Source organism: Ferrovum sp. PN-J185, assembly GCF_001581925.1.
Classification (GTDB): Bacteria; Pseudomonadota; Gammaproteobacteria; order Burkholderiales; family Ferrovaceae; genus PN-J185.
The window spans coordinates 239668-266185 of sequence record NZ_LQZA01000003.1; the positions used below are offsets into that span (position 1 = coordinate 239668).

Annotated in this window: 28 protein-coding genes, 1 other RNA gene and 1 pseudogene; 5 read left to right on the top strand and 25 right to left on the bottom strand. The window is 40.0% G+C overall.

Features of this window, described 5'->3' with window-relative positions:
* The first annotated feature begins 21 nt into the window (after nt 1–21).
* Nucleotides 22–1395, top strand: coding sequence for a phosphomannomutase/phosphoglucomutase (locus tag FV185_RS07335; RefSeq protein ID WP_067495746.1), 1374 nt, complete (start codon nt 22–24; stop codon nt 1393–1395).
* Here the strand turns inward: FV185_RS07335 and ispF are convergent.
* Together ispF and ispD are read right to left on the bottom strand one after the other, a co-directional pair.
* Complete coding sequence (ispF, locus tag FV185_RS07340; protein ID WP_067495749.1) at nt 1392–1877, bottom strand: 2-C-methyl-D-erythritol 2,4-cyclodiphosphate synthase; 486 nt, start codon at nt 1875–1877, stop codon at nt 1392–1394. The genes FV185_RS07335 and ispF overlap by 4 nt on opposite strands.
* The gene (gene ispD, locus FV185_RS07345) at nt 1870–2568 is read right to left on the bottom strand and encodes a 2-C-methyl-D-erythritol 4-phosphate cytidylyltransferase (RefSeq protein ID WP_067495752.1); all 699 of its coding nucleotides are present in this window, start codon (nt 2566–2568) and stop codon (nt 1870–1872) included. The genes ispF and ispD overlap by 8 nt, the downstream gene beginning before the upstream one ends.
* 73 nt (nt 2569–2641) lie before the next feature.
* On the opposite strand from ispD, the gene mltF reads away from it, so the two are divergent.
* A complete protein-coding gene (gene mltF / locus FV185_RS07350; RefSeq protein ID WP_067495755.1) occupies nt 2642–4102 on the top strand; it encodes a membrane-bound lytic murein transglycosylase MltF in 1461 nt (486 codons plus the stop codon).
* Between the two features lie 2 nt (nt 4103–4104).
* Here mltF and serS read toward each other — a convergent pair whose 3' ends face one another.
* The 9 genes and pseudogenes from serS to ribA all read right to left on the bottom strand — a co-directional run.
* The gene (gene serS, locus FV185_RS07355) at nt 4105–5391 is read right to left on the bottom strand and encodes a serine--tRNA ligase (protein WP_067495758.1); all 1287 of its coding nucleotides are present in this window, start codon (nt 5389–5391) and stop codon (nt 4105–4107) included.
* A 15-nt stretch (nt 5392–5406) separates the two neighbouring features.
* Entirely contained in the window at nt 5407–6018 is a 612-nt protein-coding gene (gene recR / locus FV185_RS07360) for a recombination mediator RecR (protein WP_067495761.1), read from the bottom strand.
* 1 nt (nt 6019) lies between these two features.
* Nucleotides 6020–6343 carry a YbaB/EbfC family nucleoid-associated protein gene (locus tag FV185_RS07365; protein ID WP_067495764.1) on the bottom strand — a complete coding sequence of 108 codons (324 nt, stop codon included), beginning with the start codon at nt 6341–6343 and terminating at the stop codon, nt 6020–6022.
* A 13-nt stretch (nt 6344–6356) separates the two neighbouring features.
* Nucleotides 6357–7940 carry a DNA polymerase III subunit gamma/tau gene (dnaX, locus tag FV185_RS07370; RefSeq protein WP_067495767.1) on the bottom strand — a complete coding sequence of 528 codons (1584 nt, stop codon included), beginning with the start codon at nt 7938–7940 and terminating at the stop codon, nt 6357–6359.
* Between the two features lie 23 nt (nt 7941–7963).
* Complete coding sequence (locus FV185_RS09445) at nt 7964–8518, bottom strand: acyloxyacyl hydrolase (RefSeq protein ID WP_082787086.1); 555 nt, start codon at nt 8516–8518, stop codon at nt 7964–7966.
* 36 nt (nt 8519–8554) lie between these two features.
* An RNA gene (gene ffs / locus FV185_RS07375) (signal recognition particle sRNA small type) lies at nt 8555–8653 on the bottom strand.
* A 46-nt stretch (nt 8654–8699) separates the two neighbouring features.
* Nucleotides 8700–10064, bottom strand: a complete 1365-nt coding sequence (locus FV185_RS09810) for a 3-oxoacid CoA-transferase (RefSeq protein WP_067495770.1) — start codon at nt 10062–10064, stop codon at nt 8700–8702.
* Nucleotides 10065–10081: 17 nt separating this feature from the next.
* Entirely contained in the window at nt 10082–10864 is a 783-nt protein-coding gene (locus tag FV185_RS07385) for a 3-hydroxybutyrate dehydrogenase (protein ID WP_067495773.1), read from the bottom strand.
* Nucleotides 10865–10892: 28 nt separating this feature from the next.
* A pseudogene (ribA, locus tag FV185_RS07390) lies at nt 10893–11474 on the bottom strand (GTP cyclohydrolase II); the annotation flags it as partial.
* Between the two features lie 138 nt (nt 11475–11612).
* Here ribA and folA point away from each other — a divergent pair.
* Complete coding sequence (gene folA / locus FV185_RS07395) at nt 11613–12110, top strand: type 3 dihydrofolate reductase (protein ID WP_197457820.1); 498 nt, start codon at nt 11613–11615, stop codon at nt 12108–12110.
* On the opposite strand, the gene FV185_RS07400 is transcribed toward folA, so the two are convergent.
* Together FV185_RS07400 and FV185_RS07405 are read right to left on the bottom strand one after the other, a co-directional pair.
* Nucleotides 12107–12505: a PhaM family polyhydroxyalkanoate granule multifunctional regulatory protein gene (locus FV185_RS07400; protein ID WP_067495779.1), complete on the bottom strand. Its 399-nt coding sequence runs from the start codon at nt 12503–12505 to the stop codon at nt 12107–12109. The two genes, folA and FV185_RS07400, sit on opposite strands and share 4 nt — an antisense overlap.
* A 2-nt stretch (nt 12506–12507) precedes the next feature.
* Nucleotides 12508–13728, bottom strand: coding sequence for a polyhydroxyalkanoate depolymerase (locus FV185_RS07405; protein ID WP_067495782.1), 1221 nt, complete (start codon nt 13726–13728; stop codon nt 12508–12510).
* A 110-nt stretch (nt 13729–13838) separates the two neighbouring features.
* On the opposite strand from FV185_RS07405, the gene pip reads away from it, so the two are divergent.
* A complete protein-coding gene (gene pip / locus FV185_RS07410; protein WP_067495784.1) occupies nt 13839–14789 on the top strand; it encodes a prolyl aminopeptidase in 951 nt (316 codons plus the stop codon).
* Here pip and FV185_RS07415 read toward each other — a convergent pair.
* From FV185_RS07415 to FV185_RS07450, 8 genes are read right to left on the bottom strand one after another with little or no spacing between them, the layout of a single operon-like run.
* Nucleotides 14773–15432: a CoA pyrophosphatase gene (locus FV185_RS07415; protein ID WP_067495787.1), complete on the bottom strand. Its 660-nt coding sequence runs from the start codon at nt 15430–15432 to the stop codon at nt 14773–14775. The two genes, pip and FV185_RS07415, sit on opposite strands and share 17 nt — an antisense overlap.
* A gap of 2 nt (nt 15433–15434) precedes the next feature.
* Entirely contained in the window at nt 15435–16706 is a 1272-nt protein-coding gene (locus FV185_RS07420; RefSeq protein ID WP_197457821.1) for a 6-phosphofructokinase, read from the bottom strand.
* A 14-nt stretch (nt 16707–16720) separates the two neighbouring features.
* The gene (gene adk / locus FV185_RS07425; protein ID WP_067495791.1) at nt 16721–17377 is read right to left on the bottom strand and encodes an adenylate kinase; all 657 of its coding nucleotides are present in this window, start codon (nt 17375–17377) and stop codon (nt 16721–16723) included.
* 18 nt (nt 17378–17395) lie between these two features.
* Nucleotides 17396–18163, bottom strand: a complete 768-nt coding sequence (gene kdsB / locus FV185_RS07430) for a 3-deoxy-manno-octulosonate cytidylyltransferase (RefSeq protein WP_197457822.1) — start codon at nt 18161–18163, stop codon at nt 17396–17398.
* Nucleotides 18163–18345 (bottom strand): Trm112 family protein, encoded by a 183-nt coding sequence (locus FV185_RS07435; RefSeq protein ID WP_067495794.1) that lies wholly within the window; start codon nt 18343–18345, stop codon nt 18163–18165. Before FV185_RS07435 ends, kdsB begins: the two co-directional genes overlap by 1 nt.
* Nucleotides 18335–19351, bottom strand: coding sequence for a tetraacyldisaccharide 4'-kinase (gene lpxK, locus FV185_RS07440; RefSeq protein ID WP_067495795.1), 1017 nt, complete (start codon nt 19349–19351; stop codon nt 18335–18337). The genes FV185_RS07435 and lpxK overlap by 11 nt, the downstream gene beginning before the upstream one ends.
* Nucleotide 19352: 1 nt before the next feature.
* Complete coding sequence (locus FV185_RS07445; RefSeq protein ID WP_067495797.1) at nt 19353–19772, bottom strand: ExbD/TolR family protein; 420 nt, start codon at nt 19770–19772, stop codon at nt 19353–19355.
* On the bottom strand, nt 19759–20373 hold the full coding sequence (locus tag FV185_RS07450) for a MotA/TolQ/ExbB proton channel family protein (protein ID WP_067495800.1): 615 nt from the start codon (nt 20371–20373) through the stop codon (nt 19759–19761). Before FV185_RS07450 ends, FV185_RS07445 begins: the two co-directional genes overlap by 14 nt.
* A gap of 250 nt (nt 20374–20623) precedes the next feature.
* On the opposite strand from FV185_RS07450, the gene xseA reads away from it, so the two are divergent.
* The gene (gene xseA, locus FV185_RS07455) at nt 20624–21952 is read left to right on the top strand and encodes an exodeoxyribonuclease VII large subunit (protein ID WP_067495804.1); all 1329 of its coding nucleotides are present in this window, start codon (nt 20624–20626) and stop codon (nt 21950–21952) included.
* Here xseA and miaA read toward each other — a convergent pair.
* The 4 genes from miaA to tsaE are packed head-to-tail and all read right to left on the bottom strand — an operon-like array spanning nt 21936 to nt 26508.
* A complete protein-coding gene (gene miaA, locus FV185_RS07460; protein ID WP_420710414.1) occupies nt 21936–22880 on the bottom strand; it encodes a tRNA (adenosine(37)-N6)-dimethylallyltransferase MiaA in 945 nt (314 codons plus the stop codon). The two genes, xseA and miaA, sit on opposite strands and share 17 nt — an antisense overlap.
* The gene (gene mutL / locus FV185_RS07465) at nt 22877–24649 is read right to left on the bottom strand and encodes a DNA mismatch repair endonuclease MutL (RefSeq protein ID WP_067495807.1); all 1773 of its coding nucleotides are present in this window, start codon (nt 24647–24649) and stop codon (nt 22877–22879) included. The genes miaA and mutL overlap by 4 nt, the downstream gene beginning before the upstream one ends.
* A gap of 9 nt (nt 24650–24658) precedes the next feature.
* Nucleotides 24659–26062 (bottom strand): N-acetylmuramoyl-L-alanine amidase, encoded by a 1404-nt coding sequence (locus FV185_RS07470; RefSeq protein ID WP_197457823.1) that lies wholly within the window; start codon nt 26060–26062, stop codon nt 24659–24661.
* Nucleotides 26026–26508: a tRNA (adenosine(37)-N6)-threonylcarbamoyltransferase complex ATPase subunit type 1 TsaE gene (gene tsaE / locus FV185_RS07475; protein ID WP_067495810.1), complete on the bottom strand. Its 483-nt coding sequence runs from the start codon at nt 26506–26508 to the stop codon at nt 26026–26028. The genes FV185_RS07470 and tsaE overlap by 37 nt, the downstream gene beginning before the upstream one ends.
* Between the last annotated feature and the right edge of the window lie 10 nt (nt 26509–26518).

Below are 26518 nucleotides of genomic sequence, written 5' to 3' on the forward strand. Positions count from 1 at the left end.
ATTTTTATTAGGAATAGAACAATGAATGTGGCAAAAGAAGTTTTTAAAGCATATGACATACGTGGCATCGTCGATAAGCAATTAACCACAGATTCAGTATTGTTAATTGGTAGGGCTATTGGTAGTGAAGCCAAATCAAAAGGCTTAAAAGAGATTGTTATTGGGCGCGACGGGAGACTATCTGGTCCCCATCTTAGTTCCGCCCTATCACAAGGGCTTCAAGAGTCTGGTTTAAATGTAATTGATGTGGGTATGGTTGCCACACCAATGCTCTATTTTGCTGCCTATCAATGGGCTAATTTCACAGGGGTAATGGTTACAGGTTCTCACAATCCTCCTGAATATAATGGTTTTAAAATTGTTTTAGGTGGGGAAACTTTATCCGGAGATACGATACAAGCATTACGACTTCGTATTGAAAACAATCAATTTACCTCAGAATCCGGTAGTTATCGACAAGCTGAAATTGATCAACTTTATTTATCTACCATCACGAAAGATGTGCATTTAACCAGACCACTCAAAATTGTCGTTGATTGTGGCAGTGGTATTCCCGGTCGTTTTGCACCCAATTTGTACAAGCAATTAGGATGTGAAGTTATTGAATTATATTGTGAGGTAGATGGTCATTTCCCGCATCATCATCCAGATCCGTCTCAACCAGAAAATTTGGTTGATTTAATTGAGTGCGTCAAGCGCGAACAAGCAGATTTAGGATTAGCCTTTGATGGTGATGGTGATCGTTTAGGGGTAGTGACCGCTTCTGGAGAAGTTATTTTCCCAGATAGACAACTAATGTTGTTTGCACAAGATGTACTAGCAAGAAACCCTGGAGCGAATATTCTGTTTGATGTGAAATGTACACGACATTTATTTGCTTGGATTCGACAGTTTAAAGGTGAGCCGATTATTTGGAAAACTGGGCATTCTCTCATCAAAGCTAAAATGAAAGAAACTCAGGCACTTCTGGCAGGAGAAATGAGTGGCCACGTATTTTTTAAAGAACGCTGGTATGGCTTTGATGATGGACTTTATGCAGGTGCGCGCTTACTTGAAATTTTAAGCCGTACTGATAGCCCGTCTCTCACCCTTGAATCTTTACCTAATAGTATTTGTACCCCTGAATTACAAATAAAGCTTCAAGAGGGAGAAAATAAAACACTTATTAGTCTGTTGCAAGAACAGGGAAAATTTGAAGGAGCACGGGACATCCTCACTTTAGACGGTGTTCGTGTTGAATATGAAGATGGATTTGGTTTAGCTCGCTCCAGCAACACAACACCAGTTGTCGTGTTGCGCTTTGAAGCGGATAACAGTGACGCACTCGAGCGCATCAAAGAGGACTTTAGGAAAAACATTCTAACGGTCTTTCCAAGCGCACAACTACCCTACTAACCAATTTGCTGGCACAGGCAGATAGCCTGTGCTGCAATACCTTCACCTCTTCCTGTAAAACCCAATTGTTCAGTGGTTGTGGCTTTAATATTAATATCCTCTACATCAAGCACTAAATCCTCTGCTAGGTGTGTAATCATTTGTGGGATATAAGGAGCCATTTTAGGAGCCTGAGCAATGACAGTAATATCAACATTGACAATAGACCAGCCTAAGGCTTTTAACATTGACGAGACTTGGCGGAGTAATTGACGACTATCTGCTCCACGAAAACGCTCATCTGTATCAGGAAAATGGCGGCCAATATCTCCTAATGCTACTGCGCCTAGTAAAGCATCACAGAGTGCATGAATCAATACATCAGCATCAGAGTGGCCCAATAATCCCAAGTGGTAAGGGATCGTCACACCACCTAGAATTAATTGACGGTTTTCAGCAAAAGCATGTACATCAAAGCCCTGACCTATTCGTATTTTATTCATAACGACCCTGCGCTTTTAAAATATATGTAGCAATATTTATATCTTCTGGATAAGTAATTTTAATATTGGTGGAACTACCTTGTACAAGCTTTGGTTTTAAATTCAGTTTTTCAATCGATGATGCTTCATCTGTAGTATCTATGTGATGTTGCGCCAATGCTTCTTTTAATAATTTATAGCGAAACATTTGCGGTGTTTGTGAGGCCCATAAATCTTTCCGATCGCGTGTGAAGTCAATGCGCTCTTTCCCATCGGCTTGCTTGATTGTGTCACTTATAGGCAGAGCGAGAATACCACCTACAGGATCCTGTTCAAGCTCTTTGAATAGACGCTCAAGATCAGCCAGTTGTAAACAAGGTCTTGCTGCATCATGAACTAAAATCCAATCTTCATCTCTAACAAAAGACGAATAATAGTGTAAACCGTTCAACACAGTTTTTGCGCGCGTATCGCTGCCAGTAGTGATAAAGCTTACGCGTTCATCCTTAGTATCTAATTGATTTTTATACAAATCATGAGAGGGTGATAAAATAACGACTACGTGTTTAATCGTTACACAGGAGAGCAAGGCTTGAAGGGTATAGTCCAACACCGTGTGTTGTCCAATTTTCAAAAATTGTTTTGGCACTGCTGCGCCGATTCTCGCACCTATACCTGCAGCAGGCACAATGACGTAATGTAACCCTTGCATTTCCTAGACTCTAATTATTAACTAATTCATGTTATCACAGACTCTACGTCACATATTAAATATACTTTTTTTCATGGTGAAACCATTAGGCTCACCTGAACGCGTATTCTTATTATTACTCACCATCATGGTATTCATTGTTTTATGGTCCTATGAACACACACAAGACAAAGATGGTGCGACATTACTCAAAGACGCACCTATCCTCTCACCTGTCACCAATCTAAATGATTTATCAGAAATCGTTATTGCTACCCGCTTAGGACCCACAACTTATCTCACTGATCCAGATGGTAAAACAGTAGGACTAGAACATGATTTAGGAGTCAGTTTTGGTGAATATTTAGGTAAACCTGTACGTTTTCTCGTTCTAGATAATCTTGATCAAGTATTAACTGCAGTTAAATTACATAAAGCTCATTTCGCTGCTGCAGCGGTACACGAAACCAATGAACTTAAAAAGGAATTTGATTTCACACTTGCCTATCAAAATAGTCATCCTGTAGTGGTATATAACAACAATTTTAATAATTCTATTAAATCATTAGATGATTTAGTCGGTAAAAAAGTAGGTGTCGTACCTGACCCCACTCATTTAAATATACTCACTCAATTTAAACAAAAAAATAGCCAGTTATCATGGGTGAGTTACCCTCGTGGTGATATCGATCTAGATTTACTGCAAAAGGTATACGAAGGGACAGTAGATTTCGCTATTAGCGATTCGAATACCGTAGCTATTGCTCAGCATTACTATCCCGACTTGGTCGTTGCATTAAATCTCTCTCCATCAAGCCCTCTTGCTTGGGCCTTTCCCAAAGATGAAAAAAACCCATTATTTATTGCAGCCATGAGTTTTTTTAATCGTTGGGATCATGGCGGCAATTTATCTGAAGTAGTAGAGCGTTATTATGGGCATATTAATGCTCTTGATCGTGAAGATTCATCAGTATTCATGGTAAAACGCGCATCAAGACTTCCTAAATTTACTCAAATTTTTAAAAAAGCACAGGCTTTAACTAACATTGATTGGCGCTTATTGGCTGCTGTTGCTTATCAAGAATCGCGCTGGGATAACAATGCACTCTCACCAACTGGGGTAAGAGGATTAATGATGTTAACGGCAGATACCGCGGATCATTTACATGTCAGTAACCGACTTGATCCCAATGAATCAGTTCCAGCTGCCGCTCTCTATTTGAAACAATTAGAAGAGTCTGTTCCCAAAAGCGTCCCCGAGCCTGATAGAGTATGGATGGCTTTGGCTGCTTATAATGTAGGACTTGCTCATCTTGAGGATGCCAGAAAAATCGCACAACGCAAAGGGATGAATCCAAACGCGTGGAATGACATTAAAAAAACTTTACCACTACTGAGTGTCCCGGCCGTGTTCAGTAACACTCAATACGGGTTTGCGCGTGGCGGGGAACCCGTAAACTATGTGGAGAACATTAGAAGTTACTATGACATTCTCAGCCGCTTTGAACCCAACTATCGTCCTGGATTTAAATTCTTAGGGTTAATGAATAAGTAAGCTTACTTACTCGCTGTTAATACACTCATTCCACCCATATAAGGTTGTAGCGCTTTAGGAATATTAATACTACCATCTTCGTTCTGATGGTTTTCAAGGATGGCAACCAACGCTCGCCCTACAGCCACACCCGAACCATTTAATGTATGAACTAATTCAGGCTTATTTTTTTGACTACGGAAACGGGCTTGCATACGTCTGGCTTGATATCCTTCACAATTACTGCAAGAAGAGATTTCACGATAAGCGTTTTGCCCTGGTAACCATACTTCTAAATCATAGGTTTTAGTAGCTCCTGCACCCATATCACCAGTACATAACAACATCACTCGATAGGGTAATTCTAAACGCTGAAGGATGGTTTCTGCATGAGAAGTCAATTCCTCTAATGCGTCATAGGATTTTTCAGGATGGGCAATTTGCACTAACTCAACTTTATCAAATTGATGTTGACGTATTAAACCTCTTACATCTCTACCATAGGATCCTGCCTCAGATCTAAAACATGGGGTATGTGCAGTTAATCGAATGGGAAGAGCTTGTTCATCAACAATAGTATCTTGAACAAAGTTAGTTAATGGTACTTCTGCTGTAGGAATCAAATATAAGGGTTCGGCATCCTCTCTAGGGACTTTAAATAAATCAGCTTCAAACTTTGGTAACTGACCTGTACCACGAAGCGTGTTAGCAGAAACCAAATAAGGCACATACGCTTCTTGGTAGCCATGCTCTGTGGTGTGTATGTCCAACATAAACTGAGTTAGCGCTCTGTGTAATCGAGCCAGTGAACCCTTTAATACGGAAAAACGTGCACCAGACAATAAGGATGCTCGGTTAAAATCCATTAGCGCTAGACCCTCACCTAGATCAACGTGATCTTTGGGCGTGAAATCAAACACTCTAGGAGTCCCTATTCTTCTTACTTCAACGTTGTAATCAGCAGACTCTCCAACAGGTACAGAAGCATGAGGAAGATTAGGAATACCCAGTAACAATTCTTCTAATTCTTTTTGAATTACCGCAAGTTTTTGTGAGGCTTCAGCCAATTCTTCATTAATGGCAGTGGCCTGCTGCATTAAGTGTTCAGCCTCCTGACGTTGGGCTTTAGCCTGACCAATTTCTTTTGATAAGCTGTTACGCTGAGATTGTAGTTCTTGCGTTCTCATTTGTACTTGTTTACGTTCTTGTTCAAGTGTTGTGAATCTATCAACATCAAATTTAAAATGACGTTGTTGTAAACGATGAATCACATCATCTAATTGATTTCTTAACAATTGAACATCTAACATAACCAGTCCTTATACTTAAAATTGAGCTTCTCTTCTTTCTATAATTGCTTGTGCCAAAGTACCGCTATCCACATACTCTAGCTCTCCACCCACTGGAACCCCTCTGGCAATACGTGAAATTTTGATATTAAAAGGCTTTAAAATTTCATGTATCGCATGAGATGTGGCCTCACCTTCAGCTGTAAAATTAGTTGCGATGATGATTTCTTGAATGGCACTTTGTTCAACACGTTTAATTAATCGTGGTAACCCAATTTCTTGCGGCCCAATCCCATCAAGTGGTGAAATTTTTCCCATTAACACAAAATACATACCCTTATAGGCTAATGTATGCTCCATCATTAATAAATCAGCAGGCGACTCAACAACACATAAAACAGAATTGTCTCTACTCGTCGATGAACATAAATCGCATATCAATGCTTCAGTAAAGTTATTGCACTGCTCACAATGATGAATATTATTTAGCGCATCTGATAAAACCGTAGACAGCTTTGCTGCGCCATGACGATCGTGTTGCAGCAAGTGAAATGCCATTCGTTGAGCAGATCGAGGCCCTACACTTGGTAGACAACGCAACGCTTCAACCAACTCATCAAGTAAAGAGTTTTTTTTACTATCTGGCATCTTAGAACGGTAGTTTTAATCCAGGTGGCATACCCATGCCGGCAGTAAAACCTGCCATACGCTGTTGCGTCGTTTGTTCTGCTTGTCTATGTGCATCTTTGAAAGCAGCTACAATTAAATCTTCCAGCATTTCTTTATCATCCATAATACTTGGATCAATACTAATACGTTTTACATCATGATCGCAGGTCATGGTGATTTTAACCATACCAGAACCAGACTGGCCATTGACTTCAGTTTGCGCAAGCTCTTCTTGCGCTTTTTTCATGTTCTCTTGCATTTGTTGCGCTTGTTTCATTAAGCCAGCTAGGCCACCTTTCATCATAATTAACCTCTCATTAATTGTTTTTTATTGGTTTAATACTTGATTCTATCAACTTCCCGCCAAACTCATCTAATAAGGTTCGCACTAATGGGTCATGTTCAATTGAATGTTTTGCCGCCTGTAGCGCTGCCTGCTCTTTTTTTTCTTCTAATTGCGCTGGTGTGTGTCCCTCTTCCTTAATCAGTTCAATGGTGAGTTTAATATCCATATCCAGAATAGATTCAAGCGCACTTTGCAATCTATCTTGATAGGGAATAAGCGTTTTCTGAGAAGGGTCTATAGTTAAATATAGATGGCCAGCTTCAAAACTTTTTAACTGACAATGACGTGATAATTCATATGCCATGCCCGCCCCAGACAATCGAGTAACCAATTCAGGCCAATTAGCAAGACTAGGAGGTATATGTGTCTGTTTTTCAGAACGCGAGGGAGCTGTGTCGTGAGTTTGCTCAATTAACTGTTTTTTTTTACTATTTTCACTTTTTATCTCATGGGACACAGGTAATGCTGCATCCTGATGAGTAAAAGCCAACATTCTCAATAAAGCCATACGAAAACCTGACAATTCATCCGGCGCTAGATACATATCATGTCTTGCTTGAATTGCAATTTGATATAACAACTGTAATGTCTGAGCATCCCAAGATTCTGTTAATGGTAAAAGAGAGTCACTTAAACCTAATGTATCCTGGGCTTTTTTGGTGGCTTTAAGAAGTGTTACATTATGAATTAAACGAGCTAAATCCTCTAGCGCTTGAACAAAAGACAAATAGCGATCAGCCATAGATTGAGATATTGCGATCAAAGTATAAGCATCTTGCTGACTTAATGCATTCAATATTTGGTATAGATAATCTTCAGAAATCACACCAAGCATATTCGCCACATGCTCTTCTCTCACTTCAGATGAGCTATAGGCGATAGCTTGATCCAACAGACTCAAACTATCTCTCATCGACCCTTGAGCAGCTCGCCCTATCAAAGTTAATGCATTATCTTCGTAGGCTATCTGTTCTTCTTTTAAGATATGTCCTAAGTGCAAAGCGATTTGCTCAGGTCTCATTTGTTTTAAGTTAAATTGCAAACAACGAGATAAAACAGTTATGGGTACTTTTTGTGGATCAGTGGTTGCCAAAATGAATTTAACATGTTCAGGTGGCTCTTCAAGCGTTTTTAACATTGAATTAAATGCTGAACGAGAAAGCATATGAACTTCGTCGATGATATACACTTTATAGCGTGCTGCCACAGGCATGTATTGGGCATTATCAAGTAACTCGCGCATTTCCTCAACGCGTGTGTTGGTTGCCGCATCCACTTCCATCAAATCAGGGTTTCGGCCTCGATCAATTGACTGACACGATTCACATTGACCACAGGGTATTGCTGTCAAGCCTGTTTCACAATTAAAACATTTAGCTAGAATACGAGCAAGGGTAGTCTTACCCACTCCTCGAGTTCCAGTAAATAAATAAGCATGATGAATACGACCACTTTCAATTGCGTTATTTAATGCTCTTACCACATGCTCTTGTCCGACCATCTCTTTAAAAGACTTAGGTCGCCATTTTCTTGCAAGTGCAATCGAGGTAGCCATAACGTATGAATTATTCAGTTAGCTTAAAACCAATGGCCTACACGTAACTGTAAGAAATTGATTCCTGGGTTTGGGTTTTGTATACCAGCGTTAGATAAATGTTGAAAGCGTACCATCACATCCCAGTCATGTTTTTGACCAAGAGTCACCCCAGCACCAACATGGTCACCAAATTGAAAGTTAGTACTCATTTGACGACCTAAATAGACATCATGATTGGTAATATAATGGGCGCCTATACCCAATTCCATAAACGGAATAAAAGATGAGTTTGACTGAGTTGGGCTAACTCTCCATACCGGAGTAATACTATAGTCGTTAACTTCATGATTACCACCTGAGGAGGCATGAGGATTCCATTTCCCAACTGAAAAATCCCAGTATCCGCCAAGCGACCAGGAATGATTTGTAAACCATTTTTTATCCCAAGAATGATCAACACTAATTCTTGCCATGTCAGTATGATTGCCCTCACCCACTTCAAAAGCGACACCGTCACGAGTTGCTAAAGCGCTAGTAGTAAATAGGGTTAAAGCAATGCCTAAGCTACCTAATAAAAATTGAGTTTTTTTCATCATCTTCTGATCTTTACTTAACTTAAGTTCAAAAAAGAGGGTGGCGAGCCTAACCCTCGGCACTTGTACGTTGTAGTTGTGGCTGCTTCCTTCCGGACCTGACCAGGTTCACCACTGCACAATGCGAGGAGACCCGCCATTGAACCATTAATAATACCCTAAACCAACCTCTTCTTGGGAGATATTAATTTAGGGACACAATAAAGTCACAGCCAGTTTTAGCTTTCACTTCCTCTACACTGACTCCTGGCATGAGTTCAATTAACACAAGACCTTGTCCTGGTATCACATCAAACACACATAGATCGGTAATGATCATATTCACTACACCCTGACCTGTGATGGGTAAGGCACATTGTTTTAAGATTTTTGGTTCACCTGTTTTCGCGGTATGTTCCATCAACACAATCACACGTTTCACACCGGACACCAAGTCCATGGCACCACCTGGGCCTTTAACCATCTTGCCAGGAACCATCCAATTAGCAAGGTCCCCATTTTCAGACACTTCCAATCCACCCAAAATAGACAAATCAATGTGTCCACCACGGATCATGGCGAAAGAATCTGCGCTTGAAAAGAAACTTGATCCAGGTAAGGTTGTGATGGTTTGTTTTCCTGCATTGATCAAATCAGCATCAATAGTGTCCTCAGTTGGAAATGGGCCAATTCCTAACAACCCATTTTCAGACTGTAAAATAACATTCATTCCCTGCGGAATATAATTTGCAACTAGAGTTGGAATACCAATTCCCAAATTGACATAAAATCCATCACGTAACTCTTGCGCTGCACGCTTAGCTAATTTCTCCCGTGTGCCAAGAGTACTAGCCACTCCTTCCCCGGGAGGGGTATACAGTGTACGAAACTCAATTCTTTTTTCATAATGGTTGCCTTGAATAATACGGTCAATATATATTCCTGGCGTATGAATTTCGTCAGGACCAAGTGAGCCTGCAGGGACTAACTCTTCTACCTCAGCAACAGTCACTTTACCGCAAGTTGCTATCATAGGATTAAAGTTACGTGCGGTTTTATGGTAAACCAAGTTACCTAGCGTATCGCCTTTCCATGCTTTAACAATAGATACATCAGAGACAATACTTTCTTCTAGAACATAAGATTTCCCATTAAACTCACGTGTATCTTTATTTTCTGCAAGGGCTGTACCGTAAGCAGTTCTGGTATAAAAACCAGGAATGCCAGCACCACCTGCCCTTAACTTTTCAGCTAACGTTCCCTGAGGTGTAAGTTGCAACTCAAGCTCACCGGCAAGAACTTGTCTTTCAAACTCTTTGTTCTCCCCAACATATGAGGCAATTACTTTTTTAACTTGTCTTGTTTTCAATAACAAGCCCATACCAAAATCATCAACACCAGCATTATTTCCAACAATAGTCAGATCCTTTACCCCACTTTTTACTAATGCTGCGATTAAGTTTTCTGGAATACCGCATAAACCAAAACCGCCAGCTGCAATCGTTATACCATCATCTAATAATCCACTTAATGCACTTTCAGCGTCTTTATATACTTTACTTGTTGACATAGTTTTCTCTCTAAAAATTATTGTGCAGTCCAACCGCCATCAATGGATAAACTGGTTCCACGAATTGATTGTGCTGCATCGGAACATAAAAATATTACCGCCTTACCAATTTGTTCAGGGGTAACAAACTCTCCGGAGGGTTGCTTTTCAGAAAGCAAACGACTCTTTGCCTGTTCGAAGGTTATCCCTTCTTTTTGAACAATGGCATCTATTTGTTTTTGTACTAGCGGAGTTAATACCCACCCTGGACAAATCGCATTACATGTGACGCCAGACTTTGCGGACTCTAATGCAACAGTTTTAGTTAAGCCAATAATGCCGTGTTTAGCTGCTACGTAAGCCGATTTATTCGCAGAAGCAACCAGGCCATGGGCTGAGGCAATATTGATGATCCTACCCCAACCTCTTTGATACATATTAGGAAGTACCGCTTGAATGGCGTGAAAGGCAGATGACAGGTTGATAGCAATAATGGCATCCCAGCGATCCTTTGGAAAACTCTCTACAGGGGAGACATATTGAATGCCTGCATTATTAACCAAAATATCAACTTGCCCCATTTCGCTAACGGTTAAACTCACCATTTGCTCGATTTGTTCTGGTTTTTGCATATCCGCAGGATGGTAAATGACTCTTACCCCAAACTCTTGGCTCAATTGTTCTCTAAGGTGATGGATTTCGCCTAGATCACCAAAACCGTTTAAGACAATATCCGCTCCAGATTGAGCTAATTCTCTCGCAATCCCTAGACCAATCCCACTTGTTGATCCAGTTATAATGGCTACCCGATTTCGTAACATCATCTCTCCCTCACTCAACAATAAATATTTATTTTATCTGGTCCTTGTCAGCAACATCTATGTCCAAAAAATGACCCATACGATCACGCTTGGTCAGCAAATACTTTTGGGTAATGGGATGAATAGCTGTTTGTAGTGATACTCGTTGACGAACTGTTAAGCCTGATCGAGTTAAATGAGCTAGCTTTTCGGGATTATTAGTTAATAAGTCAATTTCAGGAATCTGCAAATCTCGTAAAATAGCTATTGCAGCATCATAACTTCGCGCATCTACCGGAAGACCTAACGATAAATTGGCATCCACTGTATCCAATCCCTGATCCTGGAGCAAATAAGCAGCTAATTTTTGCTTAAGTCCAATACCCCTACCTTCATGACCTCTCAAGTAAATAATAACCCCTTTTTCAAGTTGAGCTATTTTTTCCATAGAGGTTTCTAATTGTTGGCCACAATCACAGCGTAGAGAGTGGAACACATCGCCTGTTAAGCATTCAGAATGAATACGAACAAGTACAGGACCATGAGCAATATCCCCCATAGCCAGCACCATATGCTCTTGGCCTTCAAAATCATAAGAACGAGCACGAAATTTGCCGTAACGTGTAGGTAAATGTACCCAAGGGGGAGATAAGGTAAGCTCTTCGTACTTCATGGAAATGCTAGTTAAGCTATAAAATACCTATAATACCAGAGCATTTGTTGTATGCTTAAGAAGTTTACAATCATTTTTTTGAAATATAGAGACAAAATGAACGACAAACCATCTATAGCTATGATCGTTGCCATGTCAGAAAATCGTGTTATTGGGAAAAATAACGCTCTCCCCTGGCATCTTCCAGCAGATTTGGCTTTTTTCAAAAAAACCACACTTGGCCACCCAGTACTTATGGGGCGTAAGACCTATCAATCTATTGGCCGGCTGTTACCAGGAAGAAGAAACTTAATACTCACCCGTGACCCTTCATTTCGTATTGACAAAGCTGACATTTTTTCCTCAGTAGATGAGGCTATAGCAAGTTGTGGTAACTCAGAAAAACTATTTATTATTGGTGGAGCCGAATTATTCAACACAACACTGAATATCACCAATGAGTTATATGTCACAATCATTCACGCCGAAGTCGAAGGCGACACCTTTTTCCCTGTTATCGACCTTGATCTATGGCATACAGTATCGTCTGAATATTATCCCCAAGACGATAAAAATAAATATTCAATGAGTTTTATACACTATCAACGACGTTAACTTTTTTTGTCCGAGCCAGATGAGTTCCCAGCAGTAGGATCTGTGGGCTGCATGCCAGTCATTTTCATCATTGCCCAAGGCCATAGAGCTGGATTCATCATGGGATTAGCTTCTGCACCAGCAGTATGTCCCTGTGGTTCGGTCATTTTAGTTACATCACTCACAGAGGACATTAAGGTTTTTTGATATTCAAGCGTTTTAATCGTTAAATCAATCATCCCTACATTGGCATTAAGCCAATGTTTTACAGTGATAAGTTCATTAATCTTTTTTTCTAACTCTTTTGGATCCAAACCTGCACATAACAAACCTTGTAGTGGGAAAGCCATCGGATTAACCATTTTTTGAAACATTTCAAACATATCCGCTGACGGATTAGATGTGGCATCAGACATAATCAAGCCTCTTTTTCTATAAATGACTTTATGGTTGGATAAACCATTTCTCTAAAACGACGTCCACTAAAAATTCCATAATGTCCTACATCCTTTGCAAGTAAAGACTCTCGATGCTTCTCTGGGATACTGGCACACAACAGTTGAGCTGCCATAGTTTGTCCATTACCTGATATGTCATCAAGCTCCCCCTCCACTGTTAACAAAGCAGTTTTGGTAATAGCATCTGGACGAACAAGTTCACCACACGAGACCAGCGTTCCCTCTGCTAGTGCGTGACGATGAAAAACACGATCTAAGGTTTCTAAGTAATATTCTGCTGGTAAATCCATAACGGCATTATATTCATCATAAAAACTACGGTGAACATTAGCACTTTCTCCATCACCGCGAACCAGTTGATAAAAGAAATCTCTATGCGAATTAATATGTCTTCCAGGATTCATCGCTACAAAACCTGCATGTTGTAGAAACCCTGGATAAACTTGCCTTAAGTAACCTGGATATTTCACGGGAACGCGATAAATTACTCTACTCTCAAACCAGGATAATGGGTGAGATTTTGCAAAATCATTAACTGTAGTAGGGTTTTTACGTGTATCAATTGGGCCACCCATCATAATCATTGATTTCGGCACTAAGGGATCTTGATTTGCAGACATCAGTGATACTGCTACTAATACTGGAACTGTAGGCTGACAGACTGAAACAATATGTAAATCTGAACCAATAAACCGAATGAAATCTTGTACGTACTTGACGTAATCATCAAAATGAAAAGCACCAAAAGACAAAGGAACCAACTTTGCATCCACCCAATCCGTTACCCATACTTCAAAATCTTTGACAAAAGATCGGACAGTATCCCTCAGTAAAGTAGCGTAATGACCAGATAGGGGAGCAACGATTAATACCTTAGGTTGAGTTACATTTAAACCAACTTTACTGAAACGCTTAAGATGACAAAAAGGATTTTCTAAAACAGTTTCTTCTAAAACCGCATAGGGTTTCTCATCTATTTCCGTATAATCAATGCCAAATGCTGGTTTTTCATAACGTTGAGTGGTACGCAAAAAAACTTCTGAACCAGCTGCAACAACACGTCCCATTGGTGTATAGCTAAGTGGGCTATATGGGCTACCATAGAGTTGAGCGGCAGTTTTAGCCCATGCCCGTAAGGAGGAGAAAGAAGCATGTTGTAATTCGTGCAACTCGTATAGCATAGATTTTCCCCTATGTAATAATGTCTACTAGATTACCACTGTTGCCATGCGATATTCTATCAATCAGGTAAACTTCTCACATGATTTATTTTTAGACTAATTTTAAAGTTATGCGTACATATTCATTATTCCCCCCTATAGAACCCTTTGCCAAAGGACGTTTGGCTGTTGGCGATATTCACGAGCTATATTGGGAACAATCAGGTAACCCAAACGGAATTCCTGTTGTATTTTTGCATGGTGGGCCAGGTGCCGGTGCCGGACCTATGCACAGACAATTTTTTGATCCCACCAGATATCGTATAGTCATTTTTGATCAACGTGGCGCAGGACGATCTACACCACTTGGAGAAACCAGGGAAAACACTACTCCTTTGTTGATTCAAGATATGGAACAACTACGGCAACTGTTAGGTATTGAAAAATGGCTAATATTTGGTGGTTCATGGGGAAGTACGCTTGCATTAGCTTATGCAGAAACCCACCCAGATCGATGTTTGGGCTTAATTTTACGTGGTATTTTTCTCTGTCGTAAAAGTGAAATTGACTGGTTTTTATATGGCATTAAAGCTATTTTCCCAGAAGCGTGGCGCGACTTTACTCATTACATTCCTGAGTCAGAAAGAAACGATCTACTTCATGCCTATCAACAAAGATTACAAGATCCTGACCCAAAAATTCATCTAGAAGCTGCTCGTCGTTGGAGTGCTTTTGAAGGTTCATGCTCCACCCTATTACCTAACCCCGCTCTAGTAAGTCATTTTGGTAGTAATGCAGTAGCCTTAGGGTTAGCTCGTATTGAGGCACACTATTTTACTAATGATATTTTTCTACCTGAGAATAGTTTATTAAATAATATTCACCGCATTCGACATTTACCGGCAACTATTATTCAAGGTCGTTATGATGGTGTTTGTCCAATTATTACAGCAGACGAACTGCATCAAGCATGGCCTGAAGCCACCTACCAGATTGTTCCAGATGCAGGGCATTCAGCTTTTGAACCGGGTATACTTAGCGCTTTGGTTGCCGCTACAGAAAACTTTAAGCGTTATTTTTAAGATTTGAGTAGAGGGTGTGATATAAGTCAATCAACATACCGGCTGTCGCACCCCAGATGGTTTTTTCTTGATACTCAAATACGTAATAACGACGTTGACGCCCCTCAAATTCATCTTGTTTTAAATGGTGTCGCTGCGGATCAAAAAAGAAACTAAGTGGTACTTCAAAAATATGGTCAACTTCAAAGGGGTCTGGAGTTAACGATAAGGGTGGATTGATCCACCCCACCCATGGACTTACCTTAAAACCTGATGGAATAAAGTATTCTTTTAGAGAACCTAGAATCTCAATTTTATCCCGACCAAGACCAATTTCCTCTTCCGTTTCTCTTAAAGCAGTAATTTGCGTATTACGATCCTCAGGATCAATTCGACCACCCGGAAAACTAACTTGACCTGCGTGATTGTATAAATGTGATGCCCGCTGTGTTAATAACACTTGAATGCCTTCAGGCTTATTAACCAATGGAATCAGTACCGCAGCTGGAACCGCCTGTTCCATTTCTTCATCCGTCATCATAATCCGACCGTCAAAATAGGTCATACCCTGATTATCAACTAATTGTTTTTTTATCCACGTCTTCAATTGTGAAGGATCGTATGGGTTTCCTTCTAGTAAATGAGTCGCATGGACGGGTATCATGATTAACGTGGATTGAATTGTGTTTTTAGTTTTTTTGGGACAGCCTTGTTTTTGAGAGTAACGTACTGCGGTAAACCTTTTTCGTAGGGTGGATAATCCTCCCCTTCAATTAATGGTGAAAGATAACGTTTGGCTTGTGCAGTAATACCAAATCCATCACGACTAATAAAGCTTTTTGGGAGCATTTTTTCTTGATTGGCTACTTTTTCTAATGGTGCCATGCCAATTTGCCAACGATATGGCTCATCACTAAGACGCTCTATAACAGGCATCACGGCGGTATGTCCTTTGAGAGCAAATTGAACAGCAGCCTTTCCCACTGCGTAAGCCTGCTCAACATCTGTTTTGGATGCCAAATGTCGTGCCGCTCTTTGCAAATAATCAGCGACGGCCCAATGATATTTGTAGCCCAGTTTATCTCTAATTAAATTAGCAATAACAGGAGCCACTCCACCTAGCTGCGCATGGCCAAAAGCATCTTTAAGCCCACTTTCAGAGAGAAACTTACCCTCTTGATTACGTAATCCCTCAGAGACTCCAATAACACAGTAACCAAACTGCTCCACACATTCTTTGACTCGTTTTAAGAACTCAGTTGGATTAAACGGTACTTCGGGGAAAAGTAATAAATGAGGTGGCTGACCTTTGCCTTCCGAAGCTAACCCACAGGCGGCTGTAATCCACCCAGCGTGACGCCCCATTACCTCCAAGATAAACACCTTTGTTGAGGTTCTTGCCATTGAAGCCACGTCAAACCCTGCCTCACGAATTGAGGTTGCTACATATTTAGCTACAGAACCAAAACCCGGACAACAATCGGTTAAAGGCAGATCATTATCCACAGTTTTTGGTATACCCACACATACCAACGGATAGTCCATCTCTTTGGCCATCAGCGAGACTTTATGAGTAGTGTCCTGAGAATCACCACCACCGTTATAGAAAAAATAACCTATCTGATGGGCTTTAAACACTTCAATTAATCGTTGATAAGAGGCCTTATCTTGTTCAAGGCTTTTTAATTTGAAACGCGCTGAACCAAAAGCACCCGATGGGGTGTGTTTAAGAGCTCGAATTGCCTCAGCACTTTCAAAACTTGTATCAATTAAATCCTCTTCCAATGCCCCCAAAATACCATGACGTCCGCACAATACCTTACCGATTTTTGTAGGATAACGTCGTGCTGTTTCAATTACACCACAAGCACTAGCATTAATTACTGCCGTTACACCACCTGATTGTGCGTAAAAGGCATTCATTGGAGGTTTTTTCATAATTGATTACCCTACTATTTTTGTAATGCAGCCATGATAGATTGTGAAATTTGATCAACTGCTCCTACCCCTGCAATTTTCACATAACGTGGAGCCTGTGTATCACCAGTTTTACTCCAGTTTTCATAATAATCAACTAAGGGTTTTGTTTGATCATGATAGACTTGGAGACGTTTTTTAACGATTTCTTCTCTATCGTCGTCGCGTTGAATTAACGCTTCCCCAGTTAAATCATCTTTATCAGCAACTTTAGGCGGACTGAACTTAGTATGATAAACACGCCCTGATGCAACATGTACACGACGCCCTGACATACGTTGAATGATCTCTTCATCGGCAACGTCTATTTCAACTACAAAATCCAGAGCTACCCCTGCTTCTTTAAGTGCTTGAGCCTGAGGGATCGTGCGCGGGAAGCCATCAAACAGAAAACCATTGGCACAATCTTGTTCAGCGATTCTATCCTTAACCAAACCAATTATGATATCGTCTGATACCAATCCACCACTATCCATTACTTTCTTAGCGGCAATACCCAAAGGAGTCCCAGCCTTAACAGCGGCCCGTAACATATCACCCGTTGAAATTTGAGGAATATTAAACTGCTCTTTAATAAAAGCAGCTTGTGTTCCTTTCCCTGCTCCAGGTGCTCCTAATAAAATGATTCTCATGAAAACGACTCCCTTTTACTAATATGTTTCGTGTGTTTCAAACCAGTGCCGCACACGTTGTAAATCTTCAGCAGTGTCCACCCCAGGTAATGGAGCCTGATCTGTAATTTCCATGGCTATTTTAAAGCCATACCATAACACCCTTAACTGCTCTAAGCTCTCTGTTAATTCCAAAGTAACCGGTGTTAACTGCTTGTAATGTTTCAAAAAACCTGCGCGATAAGCGTATAACCCCATATGATGCCATGCTTTCATCGTGTTTGGCAGTGTCTTATTTTGACTATCACGATCAAATGGTATCGCAGAACGACTAAAGTAAAGAGCCTCTTGGCGCTGATTTAAAACCACTTTCACCACATTAGGGTTGGTAAAATGAGCGAACTCTACAATAGGATAACAAGCACTACTCATAACACAGTCAGGGCTTTTTATCAGTCTTTCAACCACATTAGCTATGACTTTACCCTCTATAAGGGGCTCATCCCCTTGAACGTTAACTATGACCTGATGGTCTTCAAGCTGAAGGAGATCAACCGCCTCAGCCAGCCGATCTGTACCAGACAAATGGTTAGCATGAGTCATAACATACTCAAAACCAAACTCTTTTGCAGCTTGAGCAATATCCACATGGTCAGTTGCAATAACCACTCGTTGCGCACCACTTTCACGAGCCCGAAGAGCACTGTGTATAACTAATGGATAGGGGCCAATCATAGCTAGGGCTTTACGTGGCAATCTTGATGATTGCATACGTGCAGGAACAATAGCTATAAAACTCTGTGGCACTATTTTATATCCTCATCAACAGGGATATCTCTCGCTTCTTGCTGCAACATAACGGGGATATCCTCTTTTATAGGATAAGCAAGACGACATGGAGCGCATATCAACTCATCTTTCCCACTCTTTTTAATTAATGGTCCTTTACATAACGGACACACCAAAATTTCCAATAATTTAGAATCCATTATTCTCTCTTAAATGGGTTAATTTGACCTGTAACCATTGATAAAACGGCTCGTCTAATTGAGCGCTAATTTTAAGCATCCACACATTTTGCGGTGCAAACAAATGACATTTTATCCCATCTTTTTCAGTCATTAATATTTTCTCATCTAGCCACTCTTTAAAGTCATTTTCTTGATAATGATAATGATCTTCAAAAATTCGAGTTGCAAAGGGTACCACCCCTATTGAGGCTAAGGTATTTAGAAAACGCTGTGGATTCCCAATGGCACACATTGCGACACATCGTTCACTAGAAAAAGCATTGATTGGTTGACGCAAATGAGGGTTATTTACATTAATCCAAGTTTCAGGACGCATTGTCATGTTAAATTGCGATTGTCTGTTATCTAGAAGTGACTCGTTTTCACCATTAATCACAACTGCATCAACAGTGGATAAACGACTTTGTGGTTCACGTAAAGGTCCTGCTGGGAGTAAATAGGTATTACCTAACAATCGTTGACCATCAACAACAACAATTTCTAGATTACGCTGTAACGCATAATGTTGTAATCCATCATCTGAAAGAATAATATTTATTTCGGGGTATTTTTTGAGTAATTCAACACCAGCTTGATAACGATTTTTGCCAATTGCAACTGGAACAGCTGCTTCTTTAAAAATAAGCAAAGGCTCATCACCAACTAGGGATGGGCCATCTTCGTGACTCACAACATGAACTTGATTTATTTGACCTTTATAACCACGTGAAATAACCCCAGGGTAATAACCTTGTGTTTTTAACCAATTACATAAGGCAATAACTAAAGGCGTTTTTCCAGTACCACCAACCGTAATATTACCAACAACTATCACCGGCACAGGGAGCGAGGAAATTGGTAAAAAGTGTTTTTTATAAAGCCAACGTCTAATTGTAATAACCAAAAAAAATAATCCACTTAATGGTATTAATAACCAGCTTACGTGTTGACTGTACCACTTATCAATTATCTTCTGGCTTACCATGTCAATGATTAGAATCCTCAGTAACCAAAGTAAAGTGATTAAATCCTATTTGCTGAAAATCACTCACAATCTCCATCACTTTGCCGTGTGATAAATTTTTGTCAGCTCGAATAATAACGTAAGTGTTCGTCTTATTATTTAAATGATTTACTACTAAATTAGATAATTGAGAAAGATTGTTTGACCAGAGATGGTGATCAACACTAACCATACCTTGCTGATCCATGTCGACTTCAATCACTTGATCTTTGGTTAATTCATTATTTTTAGTGCTGCCTAATGGTAAGTTAATATTCAACCCATGTTGATGTACAAATGTGCTAGAAACCATTAAAAAGATCAAAATAACCAACAGGATATCAATCATTGGAATCAAATTAATTTCGGGATCTTCCCGACGTTGCCCTCTACGAAAGTCCATGATCTTGGTTTAGTGTGAGTTCATCCACAAGTTGAATGGCTTGCTGTTCCATTTCAACAGCGAAAAAATCAATACGAGATCGGTAAAAACGATAAAAAATCATACTAGGAATCGCTACAATCAGTCCTAAAGCTGTGTTGTACAAGGCAACTGAAATACCTCTAGCTAACTGATCTGCATGAGAGGCAATGGAATTGTCTTGACCAAACAAAATAATCATCCCCACAACCGTTCCCAACAAACCTAGCAGTGGACTAACCGTAGCAATAGTGCCTAAGGTAGGTAAGTTTTTTTCTAGTCGAACCACCATACTTCTGCCACGCTCTTCTATCGCCTCTTTCATGAGTTCTCTACTTGACTGGCGATATTTGATAGCAGTAGCCAATACCGCTCCTAGTGCGGAAGATTGGCTGATAATAGTTAACTTATCAGCGCCCAATTGGTTTGTTCTCTCTAATTGGATCATTTCCTCCAGCAATCCTTTGGGGCACACTGAAGTGGTTCTGAGAGCTAACGCTCGATCGATAATGATAGCCAAACTAATTACTGAGGCCACCAACAACAATAAACTGGGCCAGCCAGTTTCACTTAATAATTGCATTACACACCTGGAACTATAAGGATAAAATATACTACTAGTTTAATCGATTACGTTGCTCTTGGCGACGAATTCAAGTTGTCCACAAATTCTGTGGATAAGTTTGTGAACAGTTTTTATAAAACTTGTTTAACTTATTAATAAATAATGTTTTTTTCTGGGGCGAGTAAAATTTAAACAATGTAAATTTATGCGTTTAAAGCTTGACTTTACTAAAACCTCTGTAACCCTAGTAACTGTAACGATTTGTTAAATGGCCCCTATAATTAACACTACTTTTGATGACGTTCCCCCACAAACAGCCCAACAGTCTGAGGTTGTAGTAACTGTTTCAGACTTTACAAGTCGATTACAACGCTTATTAGAAACCGCTGTTCCCATGATGTGGATTCAAGGAGAAATTTCAAATTTTACTGCAGCAAGCTCAGGGCATTGGTATTTTCAAATCAAAGACGAACATGCGCAAATGAGTTGCGTGATGTTTCGTTTTAAAAATCAAAAAATTGATTGGCTACCTAAAAACGGAATGTCTGTTGAGTTACGCGGTACAACGTCCTATTACGCGCCAGGTGGAAAAACTCAAATAACTATTGAAAATATGCGCCAAGCAGGATTAGGCAAGCTCTACGAAGCGTTTAATGCATTAAAGAATAAATTAGAAAAAGAAGGTTTATTTGATCGTTCTATAAAAAAATCACTTCCCAGCCACCCAAAATCAATTGGTATTATTACCTCTCCCATGGCTGCTGCTCTTCAAGATGTGTTAACCACTCTTAAACGACGAGCACCAGATATTCCTATCATAATTTATCCTACTCGCGTTCAAGGTCAAGGCGCCGCTGGGGAAATTGCTGAAGCGATCAACGTCGCTAATAATCGAGATGAATGTGATGTTGTCATACTATGTCGTGGAGGGGGTAGTATTGAAGATTTATGGGCTTATAATGAGGAAACTGTAGCTCGAGCTATCGCACACTCGCAATTACCCATTATCAGTGGTGTAGGTCATGAAACTGACTTTACTATTGCAGATTTTGTTGCTGATTATAGAGCACCCACTCCTACTGCAGCAGCCGAACTGGTGAGCCCAGACCGGCCTCAATTATCAAAACAACTTACTCAAATCCAATTACGTCTTAATCAACAAATTCAACGTATAGTTGAACGTGAAATAATGAGATTTGATCAACTACGTGACAAATTACCGACCACTTTAAAAATGTGGTTAAAACAGCAGGTTATATTCCTCTCCAGCCTACAACAAAGACTTGTTCATCCTGGACAGCGGATTAATCACCAAAAAAATCACATTCATCAAATTGATATTCGACTCAATTTAGCGCAACAGAGATTGCTGGAGCGTTATCAAATAAAACTAAAAAATTTAGAACAATCATTATATTACCTTAATCCACAAAATATCATGGCCAGAGGGTTTGCCATTGTACGTAATCAAAACGGGCATATTCTTAGTCGCGCAGGAGACACGCATGTCAATGAATCACTTTCAATTCAATTTAACCAAGGTGAATTAAACGTGTTAGTGACCGATATTAAACAAAACATTAAAAGTGACAAGTGACATACTGTTGTACTGACTGAAATAAAAGCTCTTTTGTGTCACTTTGATACGGATCAAAGCTCTCTAAGTTAGACCAACTTCTCAACCATGTTAATTGCCGTTTTGCCAATTGCCTGGTAGCGTAAACACCGGATTCCATCATTTTATTAAAATCATATTCGCCTTCTAAATATTGCCACATTTGGCGATAACCAACACAACGCATTGACGGTAGTTCAGGCACTAATTGAAAACGATTCCTAAGGTCTTTTAATTCATTTTCTAGACCTTGTTCAATCATTATTTTAAAACGTAACTCAATATTATGATGTAATCGTGCTCTATCTTGAGGAATTAACGCCAAAGAAAGTACAGGTCCTTGCCAATAACGCTTTTGTTGGTCTTGATGAAAAGAAGAAAGAGGTTGGCCGGTCAGTATATAGACCTCCAGGGCTCGCTGAATGCGTTGAGAATCGTTCTCTTTCAGTCGCGTAGCAGTTTCATAATCCACAGCCATCAAACGTTGGTGCATATGTGGCCAGCCCAATTCAAGTGCTTCTTTATCAAGTTGCTCTCTTATTTCTTGATTAGCCGAGGGTAACTCATTAAAACCAAATAATAAGGCTTTAAAATACAACATGGTGCCACCTACAAGGATAGGAACTTTTCCGCGCCTCACTATTTCATTCACATAATTAGATGCATCTAATGCAAATTGGTGGGCTGAGTAACGCTGATCAGGATTGATGATATCAATTAAATGGTGAGGTATTTCCTGCTGGATCGTTAAACTAGGCTTTGCAGTACCAATATCCATGTGACGATAAATTGTTGCTGAATCGACAGAAATAATCTCTCCATTAAACTGCCTAGCAAGCATTAAAGCCAAGTCACTTTTTCCTGAAGCGGTAGGCCCCATTAAACATACAATCGGAGGATTCATCCTCATTGACCCCGTAAAAACCATTGATCTATCTCAGACAACCCAACTTGCCGCCAAGTTGGGCGTCCATGATTACATTGATCAGTTCGGTCAATTAACTCCATATCACGCAACAGAGCATTCATCTCTGTGACGGTTAATTGTCGATGTGCACGGACAGCAGCGTGACATGCAAAGGTAGATAACAATTGATTGTGTTTTTCATCAAGTAGCCTTGATGAGCCATATTGAAGTAATTCCCCAATTAGATCTCTTGCAATCTGCTCTAGATCCCCTTTTGCAAGCAAAACAGGTACACTTCTTAAAGCCAATATATCAGGACCTACAACACTTAGCTCAAAGCCTACTTGATTCAATACCTCTTGATTTTCATGAACCAAATTCAATGCTATTGGATCCACTCTAAAGGTCACCGGTATCAATAACTGTTGCTTTTGAATAACCTGATTTTTTATTGCCAACTTTAATTGTTCATACAAAATCCGTTCATGTGCAGCGTGCATATCCACAATGACTAATCCCTGCTCATTTTGTGACAGGATATAGATACCATGTAACTGGGCAATAGCAAACCCTAACGGATAGGAAAACGCATTGATATCTCTACTTTCTTGATCACGCTCCATCCCTTGAGTGGGCTTCAAAGAATTCAAAGACATTGATTGCCCAAAACCAAACTGATTTAAGCTACTTACTGATCTAGTGGAGTCAATAGGTAGTGAATTTTGTAGTACTGGATAGTTATTTTGATGTGTTACAGAAGAACTGACGTCTACTGATTGACTGGGATTTGTCTTATCCAATGTTTTGGATAACCCATGAAATACCAACTGATGTATCGTTTGAGGCTCACGAAATCGTACCTCTGTTTTGGCTGGATGCACATTCACATCAACCAAATCAAAAGGACAAGTAATAAACAAAGCAACAACAGGAAATCGTTGATGATGAAGAACATCTTGATAAGCCTGCCTTAGAGCATGGCTAATCAACTTATCACGTACAAAACGACCATTCACATATACATATTGGGACTCTCGATTACTACTACTGTAGGTGGGGCGACTTATCCATCCTTCGATTCTTACTCCACCTGCTTGTTCATCGACCGTTAAAGCCCCTTTTATAAATTCCTCACCAAATAATGCTTTCAAACGCAGTTGATGCGTTGCTTGCGGCCAGTGTCGAAGTGCTTTGCCATTATGGCTTAGTCTGAACTCAATGTCTGGATGGCTTAAAGCCATGCGCTTTAATACTTCATCACAATGAGCAAATTCAGTATTCGATGACTTTAAAAATTTGCGTCGCGCTGGAGTTTCAGAAAACAGTTCATCAACGACAATAGAGGTACCAATCGACCTTGCTGCAGGAATTACCTCAGTCATACGACCTGCTCTACTTTGAACGCGATAGCCATGACTTGCGTGTTGTTCTCGGGTGATAATTGTTACCGTTGCAACTGAAGCCATACTAGCTAGTGCTTCACCTCTAAAACCTAGACTTTCCACTGACTGCAAATCATTTAAGTTACTAATCTTACTGGTTGCATGAGGGGTCAAAGCAAGAGCTAAATCTTCATGAAAAATCCCTATTCCATCATCGATCACTTCAATTTTTGAAATTCCACCATCGATCAAACTAATCTCTATGTGACGTGCCCCTGCGTCAATACTGTTTTCAACTAATTCTTTTAAAGCTGAAGCTGGTCTTTCAATGACTTCTCCAGCAGCAATTTGGGCAATTAATACCCGATCTAGGGAATGTATTCTTGTCATTACGTAAATTTATCTGGTTCCCAACACAGTATTGTTCTGTGCTGGGGGATTGTTGGCTAAGTAGGTTTTAATTCCCTTTAAAATAGCATGAGCCAATTGATCTTGGTAGTCGGAATCGACTAGGCGTTGTTCTTCTGTGGGATTAGTAATAAATGCTGTTTCTACGAGTATAGAAGGAATATCTGGTGATTTTAATACAGCAAACCCTGCTTGTTCAACTCGACCACGATGCAAGTCATTAACTTGATGTAGTTGAGTTAAGACAGACTGAGCCAGCTTTAAACTATCATTGATGGTGGCTGTTTGAGATAAATCAAATAAAGTTTGAGCCAAATAAGGATCTTTATGGTTTAAATCTACCCCACCAATCAGATCTGCATTGTTTTCGTGCTGAGCAAGCCATTTGGCTGCAACAGAGGTTGCTCCCTTTTCAGACAACGCAAACACGGAAGACCCTTTTGCATCCTCAGTAACATAAGCATCAGCATGAATTGATACAAACATATCAGCATGTAATCGCCGTGCTTTTGCAGTCCTTCCTTGAAGAGGAATGAAGTAATCACCGTCACGAATTAATACAGCACGAAGAGATGGATCCTCATTAATTAATGCACTCAAATGCTTTGCTATAGCCAAGGTAACGTCTTTTTCGTTATGTCCGCCATGGCCATGGGCACCTGGATCTTCTCCTCCATGTCCCGCATCAACAGCTATCAAAAAATCATGCTTTGCAGTAATGGGATGTGAAGCTGGTGTAGATACTATTGGTTTGGACACAGCATCATTTTCAATTACAGCCTTACTGGGTGCAGAAGTTGTTTGATCAGATAAAGAAGCATTATTAACTGGATTGCTTAACAAGTTTGACTTGTTGTTTTGCGCCAAATCACTTTGTTTATCTTGTTGATTATTAACTGTAACTTGATTAGAGGAAGGTTTAGTTACAGGTTCTTGTTTTGCTAAAAAACTCATTAACGGATCATTGGGATTAACAGGATAAAGATCTAACATATATCGGTATCCATAATTGGCCACCGGATCTAATAATACAGAGCTTGCCTTAACAGGCACTTTTAGATCAAACACAACTCTTACCGTTGTGGGGTTGAAATGTCCAATTCTAATCGCCTTAATATAAGGATCAGTAGCAGATAAATGTTCGCTCAAAGAACGTAATATTTTTAAATCATTTACTTGGGAAAGATCTAAAACCAAACGATCTGGATTAGCTACAGTAAAGAATTTTGCCTCAATGGCGTTCTTAGACTCCAGAGTAACACGAGTGTAATCTTCCGCTGGCCAAATTCGAGCCGCGGCAACAGTGATCTCTTGGGCAAAAACAAAACTTGGGATCCAACAGGAAACCAGAAAGAGAATTAAAGCCAACCAAGTTTTTGCCATTTTTCTAAGCATAAACCACCCGCCTCCGACAGCGCTACAACAGTAAATTCTCTTTTATCAGCTAAGATTTTGATTTTAATACCTATATCTACGGATGGTAGCCATCCTTGTGCTTTTTCAGGCCATTCAACAAAACACACAACGCTACCACCAAAATTTTCTCTAAAACCTGAATCTTCAAGTTCATTTTTATCATAGATTCGATAAAAATCAAAGTGATAGAAGTATAACCTCGAAAGAGAATAGGTTTCAAGTATAGGATATGTAGGACTTTTCACTCGTCCCAAATACCCCAACCCCTGTAGTACGCCACGAGTTAGAGTGGTTTTCCCTGCACCCAACTCACCTTCAAGGGTAACCACTAAGCCTGGGTACAAAAAATCAGAGAAACGCCTTCCCCAACTCAAAGTTGCTTCTTCGTTTTGCAAAATCCAGGTATGCGTAACAGGATTTGACATTAAAATAGTC

What these genes read in the sequence shown, in the direction of transcription:
- FV185_RS07415 (WP_067495787.1), bottom strand. Translation starts at nt 15,432, where the DNA reads ATGATACCCGTCCATGCGACTCATTTACTAGAAGGAAACCCATACGAT.
- FV185_RS07420 (WP_197457821.1), bottom strand. Translation starts at nt 16,706, where the DNA reads ATGAAAAAACCTCCAATGAATGCCTTTTACGCACAATCAGGTGGTGTA.
- FV185_RS07450 (WP_067495800.1), bottom strand. Translation starts at nt 20,373, where the DNA reads ATGCAATTATTAAGTGAAACTGGCTGGCCCAGTTTATTGTTGTTGGTG.
- lpxK (WP_067495795.1), bottom strand. Translation starts at nt 19,351, where the DNA reads ATGGTAAGCCAGAAGATAATTGATAAGTGGTACAGTCAACACGTAAGC.
- FV185_RS07470 (WP_197457823.1), bottom strand. Translation starts at nt 26,062, where the DNA reads ATGCTTAGAAAAATGGCAAAAACTTGGTTGGCTTTAATTCTCTTTCTG.
- FV185_RS07400 (WP_067495779.1), bottom strand. Translation starts at nt 12,505, where the DNA reads ATGTCTGATGCCACATCTAATCCGTCAGCGGATATGTTTGAAATGTTT.
- FV185_RS07435 (WP_067495794.1), bottom strand. Translation starts at nt 18,345, where the DNA reads ATGGATTCTAAATTATTGGAAATTTTGGTGTGTCCGTTATGTAAAGGA.
- adk (WP_067495791.1), bottom strand. Translation starts at nt 17,377, where the DNA reads ATGAGAATCATTTTATTAGGAGCACCTGGAGCAGGGAAAGGAACACAA.
- tsaE (WP_067495810.1), bottom strand. Translation starts at nt 26,508, where the DNA reads ATGTCAAATCCTGTTACGCATACCTGGATTTTGCAAAACGAAGAAGCA.
- recR (WP_067495761.1), bottom strand. Translation starts at nt 6,018, where the DNA reads ATGCCAGATAGTAAAAAAAACTCTTTACTTGATGAGTTGGTTGAAGCG.
- dnaX (WP_067495767.1), bottom strand. Translation starts at nt 7,940, where the DNA reads ATGGCTACCTCGATTGCACTTGCAAGAAAATGGCGACCTAAGTCTTTT.
- pip (WP_067495784.1), top strand. Translation starts at nt 13,839, where the DNA reads ATGCGTACATATTCATTATTCCCCCCTATAGAACCCTTTGCCAAAGGA.
- FV185_RS07335 (WP_067495746.1), top strand. Translation starts at nt 22, where the DNA reads ATGAATGTGGCAAAAGAAGTTTTTAAAGCATATGACATACGTGGCATC.
- mutL (WP_067495807.1), bottom strand. Translation starts at nt 24,649, where the DNA reads ATGACAAGAATACATTCCCTAGATCGGGTATTAATTGCCCAAATTGCT.
- folA (WP_197457820.1), top strand. Translation starts at nt 11,613, where the DNA reads ATGAACGACAAACCATCTATAGCTATGATCGTTGCCATGTCAGAAAAT.
- ispD (WP_067495752.1), bottom strand. Translation starts at nt 2,568, where the DNA reads ATGCAAGGGTTACATTACGTCATTGTGCCTGCTGCAGGTATAGGTGCG.
- FV185_RS09445 (WP_082787086.1), bottom strand. Translation starts at nt 8,518, where the DNA reads ATGATGAAAAAAACTCAATTTTTATTAGGTAGCTTAGGCATTGCTTTA.
- FV185_RS09810 (WP_067495770.1), bottom strand. Translation starts at nt 10,064, where the DNA reads ATGTCAACAAGTAAAGTATATAAAGACGCTGAAAGTGCATTAAGTGGA.
- FV185_RS07445 (WP_067495797.1), bottom strand. Translation starts at nt 19,772, where the DNA reads ATGGACTTTCGTAGAGGGCAACGTCGGGAAGATCCCGAAATTAATTTG.
- ispF (WP_067495749.1), bottom strand. Translation starts at nt 1,877, where the DNA reads ATGAATAAAATACGAATAGGTCAGGGCTTTGATGTACATGCTTTTGCT.
- FV185_RS07365 (WP_067495764.1), bottom strand. Translation starts at nt 6,343, where the DNA reads ATGATGAAAGGTGGCCTAGCTGGCTTAATGAAACAAGCGCAACAAATG.
- mltF (WP_067495755.1), top strand. Translation starts at nt 2,642, where the DNA reads ATGGTGAAACCATTAGGCTCACCTGAACGCGTATTCTTATTATTACTC.
- FV185_RS07385 (WP_067495773.1), bottom strand. Translation starts at nt 10,864, where the DNA reads ATGTTACGAAATCGGGTAGCCATTATAACTGGATCAACAAGTGGGATT.
- serS (WP_067495758.1), bottom strand. Translation starts at nt 5,391, where the DNA reads ATGTTAGATGTTCAATTGTTAAGAAATCAATTAGATGATGTGATTCAT.
- xseA (WP_067495804.1), top strand. Translation starts at nt 20,624, where the DNA reads ATGGCCCCTATAATTAACACTACTTTTGATGACGTTCCCCCACAAACA.
- miaA (WP_420710414.1), bottom strand. Translation starts at nt 22,880, where the DNA reads ATGAGGATGAATCCTCCGATTGTATGTTTAATGGGGCCTACCGCTTCA.
- FV185_RS07405 (WP_067495782.1), bottom strand. Translation starts at nt 13,728, where the DNA reads ATGCTATACGAGTTGCACGAATTACAACATGCTTCTTTCTCCTCCTTA.